Source organism: Streptomyces litmocidini, assembly GCF_014649755.1.
Classification (GTDB): Bacteria; Actinomycetota; Actinomycetes; order Streptomycetales; family Streptomycetaceae; genus Streptomyces; species Streptomyces litmocidini.
This window is the reverse complement of the sequence record NZ_BMTQ01000017.1, coordinates 135,459-147,799: the sequence shown is the minus strand read 5'-3', so window position 1 is coordinate 147,799 and position 12,341 is coordinate 135,459. Positions and strand designations below refer to the sequence as shown.

General features: G+C 76.7%; 11 protein-coding genes. 4 read left to right on the top strand and 7 right to left on the bottom strand.

What is annotated here, in order from left to right; all coding sequences use genetic code 11:
• Nucleotides 1-5 precede the first annotated feature (5 nt).
• The 4 genes from IE180_RS29570 to IE180_RS29555 all read right to left on the bottom strand — a co-directional run bounded on the left by IE180_RS29570 (nucleotide 6) and on the right by IE180_RS29555 (nucleotide 3,811).
• Nucleotides 6-908 carry a hypothetical protein gene (locus tag IE180_RS29570; RefSeq protein WP_190160011.1) on the bottom strand — a complete coding sequence of 301 codons (903 nt, stop codon included), beginning with the start codon at nucleotides 906-908 and terminating at the stop codon, nucleotides 6-8.
• Nucleotides 905-1,120, bottom strand: coding sequence for a hypothetical protein (locus tag IE180_RS29565; protein WP_190160010.1), 216 nt, complete (start codon nucleotides 1,118-1,120; stop codon nucleotides 905-907). The genes IE180_RS29570 and IE180_RS29565 overlap by 4 nt, the downstream gene beginning before the upstream one ends.
• A 353-nt stretch (nucleotides 1,121-1,473) precedes the next feature.
• Nucleotides 1,474-3,018: a hypothetical protein gene (locus tag IE180_RS29560; RefSeq protein ID WP_190160009.1), complete on the bottom strand. Its 1,545-nt coding sequence runs from the start codon at nucleotides 3,016-3,018 to the stop codon at nucleotides 1,474-1,476.
• An 88-nt stretch (nucleotides 3,019-3,106) separates the two neighbouring features.
• Nucleotides 3,107-3,811: a GntR family transcriptional regulator gene (locus IE180_RS29555; protein WP_229861012.1), complete on the bottom strand. Its 705-nt coding sequence runs from the start codon at nucleotides 3,809-3,811 to the stop codon at nucleotides 3,107-3,109.
• A 139-nt stretch (nucleotides 3,812-3,950) separates the two neighbouring features.
• On the opposite strand from IE180_RS29555, the gene IE180_RS29550 reads away from it, so the two are divergent.
• The 4 genes from IE180_RS29550 to IE180_RS29535 all read left to right on the top strand — a co-directional run bounded on the left by IE180_RS29550 (nucleotide 3,951) and on the right by IE180_RS29535 (nucleotide 6,667).
• The gene (locus IE180_RS29550; RefSeq protein WP_190160038.1) at nucleotides 3,951-4,271 is read left to right on the top strand and encodes a hypothetical protein; all 321 of its coding nucleotides are present in this window, start codon (nucleotides 3,951-3,953) and stop codon (nucleotides 4,269-4,271) included.
• A gap of 154 nt (nucleotides 4,272-4,425) precedes the next feature.
• Nucleotides 4,426-5,190 carry a LamB/YcsF family protein gene (locus IE180_RS29545; protein WP_190160008.1) on the top strand — a complete coding sequence of 255 codons (765 nt, stop codon included), beginning with the start codon at nucleotides 4,426-4,428 and terminating at the stop codon, nucleotides 5,188-5,190.
• A complete protein-coding gene (locus IE180_RS29540; RefSeq protein ID WP_190160007.1) occupies nucleotides 5,187-5,807 on the top strand; it encodes a 5-oxoprolinase subunit B family protein in 621 nt (206 codons plus the stop codon). Before IE180_RS29545 ends, IE180_RS29540 begins: the two co-directional genes overlap by 4 nt.
• Nucleotides 5,804-6,667, top strand: a complete 864-nt coding sequence (locus IE180_RS29535) for a 5-oxoprolinase subunit C family protein (protein WP_190160006.1) — start codon at nucleotides 5,804-5,806, stop codon at nucleotides 6,665-6,667. The genes IE180_RS29540 and IE180_RS29535 overlap by 4 nt, the downstream gene beginning before the upstream one ends.
• A 21-nt stretch (nucleotides 6,668-6,688) precedes the next feature.
• Here the strand turns inward: IE180_RS29535 and IE180_RS29530 are convergent, their stop codons facing one another.
• Genes IE180_RS29530 through IE180_RS29520 form a run of 3 tightly spaced genes read right to left on the bottom strand, consistent with a single transcriptional unit; the run spans nucleotide 6,689 to nucleotide 12,095 of the window.
• Nucleotides 6,689-10,282 (bottom strand): hydantoinase B/oxoprolinase family protein, encoded by a 3,594-nt coding sequence (locus IE180_RS29530; RefSeq protein ID WP_190160005.1) that lies wholly within the window; start codon nucleotides 10,280-10,282, stop codon nucleotides 6,689-6,691.
• A complete protein-coding gene (locus IE180_RS29525; protein ID WP_190160004.1) occupies nucleotides 10,279-11,442 on the bottom strand; it encodes a glycosyltransferase in 1,164 nt (387 codons plus the stop codon). The genes IE180_RS29530 and IE180_RS29525 overlap by 4 nt, the downstream gene beginning before the upstream one ends.
• Nucleotides 11,439-12,095, bottom strand: a complete 657-nt coding sequence (locus IE180_RS29520) for a glycosyltransferase (RefSeq protein WP_190160003.1) — start codon at nucleotides 12,093-12,095, stop codon at nucleotides 11,439-11,441. The genes IE180_RS29525 and IE180_RS29520 overlap by 4 nt, the downstream gene beginning before the upstream one ends.
• Nucleotides 12,096-12,341: the final 246 nt, after the last annotated feature.

Genomic DNA, 12,341 nt, shown 5'->3' with positions numbered 1-12,341 from the left:
GGCGGTCACGCATGGAACGGCAGTCCCGCGTCGGCGGCGAGTTCCAGGTCGTCGCCCTCGGGCGGCGGCAGGAGGGTCGCGGAGCCGTCGCTGACGGGGACGACGCCGAGGTCGAGGAGCTCGGCCATGGCGGCGGAGCCGGCCATGTCGCGGACCTGGAGCTGGTAGCGGGCGGTGGTGCGGTAGGAGCCGCCGCCCTCGTCGCCGGTGCGCTGGAGGAAGCCGGAGTCGGTGAGGAAGGCGGCGGCCTTGCCGACGATGCCGGTGGTGGAACCGGCGAGGCGGCGGGCGTCCTTGGTGGCTCCGGTGGCGCTGCGGCGGGCGTAGGTCCGCCAGGCGGCCTCCAGGCCGGGGGCGTCGGAGGCCGGGTCGGTGTTCTCGCCCTGCTCCTCGGCGCGCTGCTCCAGGCGCAGACAGGCCTGGCGCACGAAGGCGTCGACGCCGTTGACCGTGAACCGGCCGATGTACGTGTCGTCGGCGAGGTCCTCGGGCCGGGGGAAGGCCATGGCGGCGACCGCGAGGTGGGCGAGGCCGTGCAGGAACCGGTCGGCGGAGTCCGTGGAGGCGCGGCGGGCGTAGTCGCCCATGCGGACGGCGAAGACGGAGTCCTCTCCCGCGGTGACGGCCATCCCCGCGCGCGGGGACACCTCCAGGACGACGAGTCCGAGGCCGGTGGCGACGGCGTCGGCGAGGCGCGCGAAGGCGGGGTCCTCGCGGTAGCGGCGCAGGAGCTCGGTGTACTCGGCGTCGCGGGCCGGGAGCAGCTTGGGCTGGAGGCCGAAGGAGACGAGCCGGGCCGCGTCGGCGGCGTCCGCGGGGGTGACGGCGGAGGCGGTGGGCGCGGCCGGGGGCTGCGGGGGCTCCTGCTCGCTCCACGCGTCGGTGTGCTCGGCGTGGGTTTCGCTCACGGCTGGGGCTCCTCGGTACGGCTCTCGGTCGGTACGGCGCGGGGGGCGGGTCGGGGTACGGGCAGCGGCACGGGGGTGACGGACGCCGGTGCGGCGGCGGGGCCGGGGCGGTCGGCGGGCGCGGGCGGTTCGTCCGTGAGCCGCACGGCGCGCACGGACGGCAGGCCCCGGCGTCGCGCGGGCGGGGTGCGGGCCGGCTCCGGCACCGACACGGTCCCGAACCTCGGCCGCGCGACGACCTCGGGCGCGGGCGCCTCGGCGGTGGCCGGTACGGGTTCCGGCCGGGGCTCCGTTTCCGGCCGGGGTGCGGCTTCGGGGCGAGGCGCGGCTTCGGAGTCGCGGCCGGTTTCCGACTCGGGAGCGGCTCCCGGATCGATAGCGGCTCCCGGATCGGTAGCGGCTCCCGGATCGGTAGCGGCTTCCGGATCGGTAGCGGCTTCCGGCTCCCGTACGGCGGTGGGTTCCGGCGCGCTCCCCGGTTCCGGAACGACGGCGTCGGCCGGCGGGGCGGGCGTCGGCCCGTCGGGAAGAGCGGGCTCGGTGGGGGCTGCCGGGGGGACGGGGATCACGAGGCCTCCGTGCGGTCCGCGGCCATGCCCGCCGCGTCGAGCATCGCCGTACCGACGATGAGGTCGGCACCGCCGAACTCGGGGTCGTCCAGCGGGGTGCCGTCGTCGACGGCGAAGAGGAGGCGCTCCTCGCCCTGGCGGTAGGCGGTGCCGACCGGAGGACTCGCCGCGTGGACGGCGAGGAGGGCGACGAGGTACGGGAGGTCGGGGTCGAGGCGGCGGGCCTCGGCGAGCAGACCGGAGAGGCGACGCGGGGCGTCGTGCTCCAGGTCGAGCAGGCGCATGGCGTTCGCGAGCTGCTCCTCGCTGAAGCGGGAGTCGTCGGGGGTCGCGATGAGGTCCGGCTCGGGCATCTCCGCGCCGAGGTGCTCGCGCTCGACGGGCGGGGTGAGGAGCAGGTCGACGAGGTCGCCGAGGCGGACGGAGGCGGGGGTGCGCAGTCCGGTGCCGTGGGCGAAGAAGGCGTCGGTGACGCGGGTGGCCTGCTCGACGGGGAGCGGCAGGACGGGGGCGACCAGCTGACCGTACAGGTCGAGTCCGGTGTACGCGGCGGGGGCGGCGAAGGCCTGCCGGTCCTGCTCGGCGCGGAAGAGGGGCCCGGCTTCGAGGAGGCGGGACTGGAGCTGGGTGTGGCGGCGGATGCAGTCCTTGACTATGTCGACGAGCTCGGCCGCGCGCCGCTTGTGCTCCGCGGTCTTCGCGTCGTTCGTGGCCTCGGCCTCGTCGCGGGCCTTGCGGATGTTGGTGAGGATCGCGTTCTCGTGGCGGTAGCGGTCGGCCACGTGGTCGAGCGCCTCGGCGATCATGTCGGGGACGGTGTGGAGCCAGTCGACGGCCCGGACGTTGCGCCGGGTGGCCTCCAGGGTCTTGCGGAGGGTCTCGGCGTACTGCACGGTCCGGTAGCGCGCCTGCTCGGCGGCGAGCTGGGCGTCGGCCAGGCGGCCCCGGTTGATGAGGACCTCCAGCTTCACCTCGGCGGCGATCTGGGCACTGGTCACGTCGGTGTCGAGGGCTCCGACGAGCACGTTGACCGCTTCGTCGGTGGTGCGGAGGTAGACCCCGCCGCCGTAGCCCGGGACCTCTTCGATGAGCTTGAAGTCGTAGTCCCGGCGGACGTAGACGCCGTCGGTGCCGAAGGTGCCGTAGACGGCGCGGAAGCCGCGGTCGACGCTGCCGACGTTGATCAGGTTCTCCAGGACCCAGCGGGCGACGCGCTCGTGCTCGGCGGCGGGGCGGGCCGGGGCCTGGGCGGCGACGCGGGGCAGCAGCCGGGCGACGATCTGCTCGTGGTCGGCGCCGGTGTCGAAGTCCATGTTCAGCGTGATGAGGTCGATCGCGGCGAGGGCCACCTCGGCCATCGCGTAGACCGTGTACTCGCCGGCCAGGTTCGCCTTGCGCGCGTCGAGGTCGTGCAGCGGGGCGGTGCACGCGAGCGCGCGGAGCCGCCGCGCGAGCCCTTCGTCGGCGGCCGGGCCCTGAGCGGGGCGCGGCCCCGCGCTGAGCTGGGGCGGAGCGAGGTCCGTCGAGGCAGGCGAAGTCACGGTGGACAGATTAGGTCCTCACCCTGACAACGGTCGAAACGGCGCAGATGCGCCTGGCCGCCCCGGTGGCCCCGTACGGTCCGCGCGCTCAGCCGGCGGGGGCCGCGGGACCGCCGACGGCCCGGGCGCAGGCGGCGGCGACCCGGGCCCGGGAGTCGTCGAGGTAGCGGGCGAGGAGCCGCTCCGCCGAGGCCCGTTCACCGGCCCGCAGGGCGTCCAGAATCTCCCGGTTCCTCCGGAGATAGGGCTCGTGCAGGGTGCGCGGGTCGTCGACGGCGTGGAGGGCGAGGCGGAGTTCGGCGAGGACGCCGCGCATCAGTTCGTCGGTACGGGCGCTGCCGGCGAGGGCGACGAGTTCGCGGTGGAAGTGGATGTTGGCCGTGGAGACGCCCGTCCAGTCGTCGGCGCGGGCCGCGGTCTCGCCCTCGGCGACGGCGGCGGCGAGGCCCTCGACGGCGAACGGCGGCTGCCCCAGGCCCCGTACGACGGCGCACTCGACGAGCCGCCGGGTGCGGTGGATGTCGTCCACGTCCTCCACGGTCAGGACGCGGACGAAGACGCCCCGGTTGAGCTCGTGGACGAGCAGCCGCTCGTGGGTGAGGAGCCGGAAGGCCTCGCGGAGCGTGTTGCGGGACACGCCGAGGGCGCCGCCGATGCTCTCCTCGGAGAGCCGGGCGCCGGGCGGGAAGTAGCCCTCCGCGATCCGGGTGCGCAGGATGTCCGCGACCCGCTCGGCCGTGCTCGTGCGTCCGAGCAGCACGCGGTCGTCCGCCAGCCCGCCGGTCCCGCTCACGTCCACGGCACTCCCGTCCACAACGCCTCGCCCCTTCCGTCGCCCGCCGCCGGGTGAACCGCGGAACGCGGCCGAGTCAACCGCAGAAACGGGGAAGCGACAACACGCGTCTTGTCGGATCGTTGAACGATCCTCTACCTTGACGGCACCGCACGGTTCCCCGGTACGTCTCTCGGGCACGCTCCTCCCCCTCTGCGAGGTGCGGATGGGCACGGCACGGATCCGGCGGCGCTCCCCGGGCGAACGGCCCGACGACACGGGCGCGTTCGCCCGGCTGCGCGGCTTCGGGCCGCGCAGCCGGCGCGCCGTCGGCGGCGAGTGGGCCGTCGGCGCGATCCTGGTCGGCTTCCTCGCCGAGGACTGGGGCGTGGGCGGGGCGCTGGTCCTCGGCGCCGTCGGCTACGGCCCGGCCGTGCTCGCCCTGTTCGGACTGCCCGAGACCCGGGGGGAACCCGTATGAGCGGGACGGCGGTTCTCGATCCGCGCGGGGCACGCGCGCGTGCCCGGGCCGGACGTTCGTCACCGACGTCCGGGACGGCCCCCAGCGCATCGCCGTGCGAACCGCACGGCGCGTCCACGAGCACCACCGCGCCAGGTGGGAGAGGAAGCACCCCATGACCCCGGTCCCCATCGATCTCAACGCCGACCTCGGCGAGGGCTTCGGCCGCTGGACGCTGACCGACGACGAGCAGCTCCTGTCCGTCGTCACCAGCGCCAACGTGGCCTGCGGCTTCCACGCCGGGGACGCGGTCACCATGCGGCGGGTCTGCGAGCTCGCGGCGGCCCGCGGGGTGCGGATCGGGGCCCAGGTGTCCTACCGGGACCTGGCCGGCTTCGGGCGGCGCGCGATGGACGTCCCGGCGGCGGAGCTGGCCGCCGAGGTGGCGTACCAGATCGGCGCCCTGGGGGTCTTCGCCCGGGCCGCGGGCTCGCGGGTCTCGTACGTGAAGCCGCACGGGGCGCTCTACAACCGGGTGGTCCGGGACGCGGAGCAGGCGGCGGCGGTCGTCGACGGCGTGCTGCTCGCGGACCGGACGCTGCCGGTCCTCGGGCTGCCGGGATCCCGGCTGCACGAGGCCGCCGCGGCGGCCGGACTTCCGGTCGTCGCCGAGGCCTTCGGCGACCGCGCCTACCGGGCGGACGGCTCCCTGCTGCCACGGGGGCAGGAGGGAGCCGTCGTCACGGACCCGGACGAGGTCGTCGAACGCTCGGTGTCCATGGCCCGGTCCGGGGTCGTCACGGCGCACTGCGGGAGCCCCGTCGCCGTGCGGGCCCGGTCGCTCTGCCTGCACGGGGACACCCCGGGCGCGGTGGGCCTCGCCCTGCGGGTCCGGGAGCGGCTCGAAGCCTCCGGCGTGCGCGTGGAGGCCTTCGCGTGAGGGTGCTGAGGGCGGGCGACCGGGCCCTCCTGGTGGAGCTGGAGGGCGGCGGCGCGACCGAGGCCTTCCACGCCGAGCTGTTGCGGCGGCGGGCGGCCGGTGCGCTGCCCGCCGTACGGGAGATCGTGCCGGCGGCGCGGACGGTGCTCCTCGACGGGGTGGACGATCCGGGGCGCCTCGCGGCCGAGCTGGCCGGCTGGGAGCCGGCGCCGCTCCACGCGCGCGTGGGCGAGGCCGTCGAGGTGCCGGTGCGCTACGACGGGCCCGACCTGCCGGAGGTCGCCGCGCTCTGGGGGGTGTCCGTGGAGGCGGCGGTGCGGATCCACACGGCGGCCGAGTTCCGGGTCGCCTTCTGCGGGTTCGCGCCCGGCTTCGGCTATCTGACCGGGCTCGGCGAGCGGTACGAGGTGCCCCGCCGGGCCACGCCGAGGACGGCCGTCCCGGCCGGGTCGGTCGCCCTGGCCGGCCCGTACACGGGGGTGTACCCGCGCTCCTCCCCCGGCGGCTGGCAGCTGATCGGCACCACGGACGTGGTGCTGTGGGACGCCGGGCGGGACCCGGCCGCGCTGCTCGCGCCCGGCACCCGGGTCCGGTTCACGGCGGGGGGCGGGCGATGAGCGACCGGGCCGTCGCCGTGGTCCGGGCCGGGGCGCTGACCACCGTCCAGGACCTGGGGCGCACGGGGTACGCGCACCTCGGCGTGCCCCGCTCGGGCGCCCTCGACCCGGCGGCCGGGCGCCTCGTCAACCGGCTCGTCGGCAACGCGGAGGGCGCGGCGGTCCTGGAGACCACCGTCAGCGGGTGCGCGCTGCGGCCCCGGTGCGCGGTGACCGTGGCGGTGGGCGGCGCGCCCTGCCCGGTCCGGGTGGACGGCCGCCCGGCCGCCTGGGGGACGACGGTCCGGGTCGGCGCCGGGTCGCTCCTGGAGGTCGGCGCGGCCGTGCGCGGACTGCGTTCGTACGTGGCGTTCGGTGGCGGGATCGCCGTCGCGCCGGTGCTCGGCAGCCGCTCCGCCGACCTGCTGTCGGGCCTCGGCCCGGCGCCGCTCGCGGAGGGGACGGTGCTGCCGCTGGGCGCGGACACGGGCGTACGGGTGCCGGTCGACGCCCCGCCGTGGCCGGGCCCGGCGGCGGAGCTCGTCCTGCGCGTCCGGCTCGGTCCCCGCGACGACTGGTTCACCGCGGGCGCGCTGCGGACCTTCGCCACGCGCGCGTACCGGGTGTCCGCGGCGAGCAACCGGATCGGGCTGCGGCTCGAGGGCCCGGCGCTGGAACGGGCCCGGCCGGGCGAGCTGCCGAGCGAGGGCATGGTCCTGGGCGCGGTGCAGGTGCCGCCGGACGGTCATCCGGTGGTGTTCCTGGCGGACCATCCGACGACCGGGGGCTATCCGGTGGTCGCGGTGGTGCGGGAGGCCGACCTGGGCGCGGCCGCGCAGGCGGTTCCGGGGACGCCGGTGCGGTTCGTGCCGGTGCGGTGAGGGACCGGCGGCGGGCGCGGCTCAGAGGGGCGGCGGGCCGTAGCCCCCGCCGCCGGGGGTGCGCAGGACCAGGACGTCGTCGGGGCCCACCTCCGTGGTGGCGGCGCCCCCGAGGTGCTGGACGGTGCCGTCGGCGCGTTCCACGAGGTTCTCGCCGAGGGCGCCCGGCTCGCCGCCGGCCATCCCGTACGGCGGGACCCTGCGGTGGCCGGTGAGGAGGGCCACCGTCATCGGCTCCAGGAAGCGCAGGCGGCGCTCCACGCCGTGGCCGCCGCGCCATCGGCCGCGCCCGCCGCTGTCCTCCCGCACCGCGAAGGCGTCGACCCGGACGGGGTGGCGCCACTCCAGGACCTCGGGGTCCGTGAGCCGGGAGTTGGTCATGTGGGTCTGGACGGCGTCGGCGCCGTCGAAGCCGTCGCCCGCGCCCGAGCCGCTCGCGACGGTCTCGTAGTACTGCACGCGCGCGTTGCCGAAGGTGACGTTGTTCATGGTGCCGGAGCCCTCGGCCTGGACGCCGAGGGCCGCGTAGAGCGCGCCCGTCACGGCCTGGGAGGTCTCGACGTTCCCGGCGACGGTGGCCGCCGGGTGGACGGGGGCGAGCATGGAGCCGGGCGGGACGCGGATCTCCAGGGGCTCCAGGCAGCCGCTGTTGAGCGGGATGTCCTCATCGACCAGGGTGCGGAAGACGTACAGGACGGCGGCCATGACGACGGCGGTGGGCGCGTTGGCGTTCCCGGGCAGCTGGGCGGAGGTGCCGGTGAAGTCGACGAGGGCGGAGCGCCGTTCGCGGTCGATGCGGACGGCGACCCGGATCACGGCGCCCCCGTCGGTCTCGTAGCGGTACGCGCCGTCGTCGAGGCGGGCGACGATGCGCCGTACGGACTCCTCGGCGTTGGCGCGGACGTGCCGCATGTAGGCCTGGACGACGTCGAGTCCGAACTCCTCGACCGTGCGGCGCAGTTCCTCGATGCCCTTCTCGTTGGCGGCGATCTGGGCACGCAGGTCGGCGAGGTTGGTGTCCGGGTCGCGGGAGGGGTGGCGGGCGCCGGTGAGCAGGGCGCGGGTCTCGGTCTCGCGGAGGCGTCCGTCGCGGACGAGCAGCCAGTCGTCGAAGAGGACGCCCTCCTCGTCGACGGTCCGGCTGAAGGCGGGCATGGAGCCGGGGGTGATGCCCCCGATCTCGGCGTGGTGGCCGCGGGAGGCGACGAGGAAGCGGAGTTCGTCGCCCGTGTCGTCGAACACCGGGGTCACGACGGTGACGTCGGGGAGGTGGGTTCCGCCGTGGTACGGGTCGTTGATCGCGTACGCGTCGCCGGGGCGCAGGTCGTCCCCGCGCCGGCGGAGCACCTCCTTGATGGACTCCCCCATGGAGCCGAGGTGGACGGGGATGTGGGGGGCGTTGGCGATCAGGTTGCCCTCGGCGTCGAAGAGGGCGCAGGAGAAGTCGAGGCGTTCCTTGATGTTGACCGACTGGGCGGTGTTCTCCAGGCGGACGCCCATCTGCTCGGCGATGGACATGAAGAGGTTGTTGAAGACCTCCAGGAGGACGGGGTCCACGTCCGTGCCGGCGGCCACGCGCGGGGGGCGGGGGGAGACGCGGCGCAGCAGGAGGTGGCCGCCGTCGGTCGCGGTGGCCCGCCAGCCGGTGTCGACGACGGTCGTGGCGTCGGCCTCGGCGAGGATCGCGGGCCCGTCGACGCCGTCGCCCGGCCGCAGGTCCTCGCGCCGGTGGAGCGGGGCGTCGTGGGGCGTGCCGGCGCTGTGCATCCGGACGGTGGCCACGGGGGCGGGGGGGCCGCTCCGCTCCGCGGTGCCGACGAGGACCGGCCCGTGCGGACCGGCGCTCCCGACGGCTTCGACGGTGACGGCCTCGACGACGAGCGGCCGGTCCAGGGTGAAGGCGTACCGCGCTCGGTGGACGTCCGTGAACGCGGTTCCCAGCTCGTCGGGCGGTGCGAGGTCGACGGGGAGGCTCGCGTCCGTGCCCGCGTACCGCAGGAGCACGCGCGCGTGCGTGGTGATCGCCTCGTCCGGCAGTCCGTCGGCGCGGAGCTCCTCGCGGGTGCGGTCGGCGAGTTCGGCGCAGAGCGCGGTCACGCGCTCGTGGGTGCCGGGGGCGTCGAGTTCGGCCTCGACGGACCGCTCCCGCATGGCGGTGGCGTCGGCGAGCCCGATCCCGTACGCCGAGAGCACTCCGGCCAGCGGGGGTACGAGGACGGTGTCGACGCCCAGGGCGTCGGCGACGGCGCAGGCGTGCTGGCCGCTGGCGCCGCCGAAGCTGGTGAGGGCGTACCGGGTGACGTCGTGGCCGCGCTCCACGGAGATCTTCTTGACGGCGTTGGCCATGTCGAGGACGGCGATCTCCAGGAAGCCGGCGGCGACCTCCTCGGGGGTGCGGCCGCCGCCCACCTCCTCGGCGAGGGCGGTGAACCGCTCCCGCACGACCTCCGCGTCGAGCGGGCGGTCGCCGGTCTCGCCGAAGACGGCGGGGAAGTGGCCGGGCTGGACGCGTCCGAGCATGACGTTGGCGTCGGTGACCGTCAGGGGCCCGCCGCGCCGGTAGCAGGCGGGTCCGGGGACGGCGCCGGCCGAGTCGGGGCCGACCCGGTAGCGGCGGCCGTCGTAGTGGAGGACGGAGCCGCCGCCCGCCGCGACGGTGTGGATGCCCATCATGGGCGCCCGCATCCGCACCCCGGCGACCTGTGTGCCGAGTTCGCGCTCGAAGGCGCCCGCGTAGTGCGAGACGTCGGTGGAGGTGCCGCCCATGTCGAAGCCGATGACCCGGCCGTACCCCGCCTGCGCCGAGGTGCGGGCCATGCCGACGACGCCGCCCGCCGGGCCCGACAGGACGGCGTCCTTGCCGCGGAAGTGGGCCGCCTCGCGGAGGCCGCCGTTGGACTGCATGAACATGAGGCGGATTCCGGCGAGTTCGCGGGCGACCTCGTCGACGTACCGGCGCAGGATCGGTGAGAGGTAGGCGTCGACGACGGTGGTGTCCCCGCGCGGGACCAGTTTGATGAGCGGGCTGACCTCGTGCGAGCAGCTGATCTGGGTGAAGCCGGCGGCTCGGGCCGCCGCCGCGACCCGGGCCTCGTGCTCGGGGTGCCGGTAGCCGTGCAGCAGGACGACGGCGGCGGAGCGGAAGCCGTCGCGGTGCGCGGCGGCGAGCGCCGCCGCGACGGCGGCCTCGTCCAGCGGGCGGACGACGCGGCCGTGGGCGTCGACCCGCTCGGGGACCTCGATCACGCGCGCGTACACCGCCTCGGGCAGCACGATGTGCCGGTCGAAGAGCCGGGGCCGGTTCTGGTAGGCGATGCGGAGCGCGTCGCGGAAGCCCTCGGTGACGAGGAGCACGGTCGGCTCGCCGCGCCGCTCCAGGAGGGCGTTGGTGGCGACGGTGGTGCCCATCTTGACGACGGCGACGCGGTCGGCGGGGACGGGTTCGTCGGGTCCCAGGCCGAGGAGGAGGCGGATGCCGGCGACGGCCGCGTCCTGCCGGCGGGCGGGGTCGTGGGAGAGCACCTTGCGGGTGACGAGCCGGCCGTCGGGCCGCCGCCCGACGACGTCGGTGAAGGTGCCGCCCCGGTCGATCCAGAACTCCCAGCGCCCGCTCATCTCCCCATTGTGGCCGGGAGGGCGTCGTGGGCGTGGAGGAAGGCGGTGACGGCGCGGTCCCAGGAGAAGAGCTCCGCACGCGTGCGTGCGGCCCGGCGGCGGACGCCCTCCGGGACCGCGAGCAGGCTCCGTACGCCGTCGGCGAAGGCACCCGGCGCGTCGGCGGCGGACGCCCCCGCCGTGCCCACGACCTCGGGCAGGGCGGAGGAGGCGCTGACCACGACGGGGGTCCCGCAGGCCAGGGCCTCCAGGGCGGAGAGGCCGAACGCCTCCGCGGGCCCCGGCGCCAGGCACACGTCGGCCGCCGCCTGGAGGTCCGCCAGGGCCTCCCGGTCGGCCACGTGCCCGAGGAACCGCACCGGCAGCCGCCGCTCGCGCGCCCGCCGCTCCAGGGCGCCCCTCAGCGGCCCGTCCCCCGCGACCACGAGCGCCGCCGGGGTCCCCGAGGCCCGCAGCTCCTCCAGGGCGTCCAGGGCCGTGCCCGGCCGTTTCTCGACCGAGAGGCGCGAACACAGCAGGAGCAGCACCCGCTCCCCGCCGGCGTACCGGGCGCGCGGCACGGCGCCGCGGCGGTCGGGCCGGCAGCGGTCCAGGTCCACGCCGAGCGGGGCCCGTACGACGTTGCGGGCCCCGATCCGTACGAACTCGCGCTCCGCCCGCTCCGTCGTGCACACGATCCGCGCGAAGGCCCACGCGGTGCGGCGGTTGAGCCGGTCCGCGGCGCCGGCCGCGAGCGCGGGCGGCACGCCCCAGGTGCGCAGCGCCCCGTCCGCGGTCTCGTGGGAGACCATGACCGACGGCACGCGCGCGCGTCGCGCCCACTCCCCCGTCCACCGCAGCGTGGTGCGGTCCGAGACCTCGATCCGGTCGGGGGCGAGTTCGTCGAGGAGCCGGCGGACCCGGCGCCGGTCGGCGAGGACCCGGTAGCCGCCGGTGCCGGGCAGCACGGGGCCGGGGAGCGTGACGACCCGGCCCTGCTCGGTGCGGCGGTCGCTCGCGGCGGCGCCGGGGACGACGAGGACGGGCTCGTGCCCGGCGGCCAGGTAGCCGCGGCCGAGCTGGTCGAGGGCGGTGCGCAGGCCGCCCGAGGTGGGCGTCACGAAGTTCGCGAGCCGCACGATCCGGAGTCCCGCTCCCCCTCCCGTACGGACGCCGCTCATGCCGCCACCGCCGTCCGCTCGCGCAGCACCTCCAGGTAGGGGCCGGTCGGTTCGCCGCCGAGCGCCTCCCCGGTGCGTCCTTCGACGGCGGCCCGTCCGGCCGGGCCGAGGGCGGCCCGCGTCCCGGGCGCGGCGGCCGGCGCGGCGACGGCCCCGCGCAGCGCGTCCGGGTCGCCCGGCGCGACGAGCAGTCCCGTGCGGCCGTGGTCGACCAGGTTCAGGGGCCCGCCGGCGGCCGGGGCGACGACGGGGACCCCGCTCGCCATGGCCTCCTGGACGGTCCGGCAGAACGTCTCGTACGGGCCGGTGCGGACGAAGACGTCGGGCGAGGCGAAGATCCGGGCGAGGCCGGTGCCGGTGCGGCGGCCCGGGAACCGGGCGCCCGGCAGGTCGGCGCGGCGGGCGGCGGTGGCCACGGCGATCCGGCGGCTGGGCAGGGCGACGCGTACCCGCGGACAGCCGGGCAGGGGGAGGGAGGGCACCCGGACGACGGCGCGGGGGGCGTCGGCGTCCGCGGCCGGATCGGCGACGGCGGGGGCGGTGACGAGCGGGGTGTGCCCCCGCCGGGCGAGGGGGCGCGCGGTCTGCAGGGCGCAGTGCGCCACGCCGTTGACGTCGGGAGGGAAGGATTCGGTGACGATGACGACACGCATACGGGTGTTGTCGTCGCGCCCGGCGTGCCCCCGCCGACGTGAATCTGGACGGGGAGGGAACGTCCCGTGAGCGTTTCCCCCGGGGCGCCCGGCCGGGGCGGGGCTCGGAGCCCGAAACGCCCGGCCCGGAAGACCCGGGCGAGGACCGGGGCCGGGGCGGGGCTCGGAGCCCCGGGCCCACGCCCGGGCCGGGAACCCCGGCCCGCGGCCGCCGCCGGACTCGGAGCCCGGGACCGACTCGCGCGC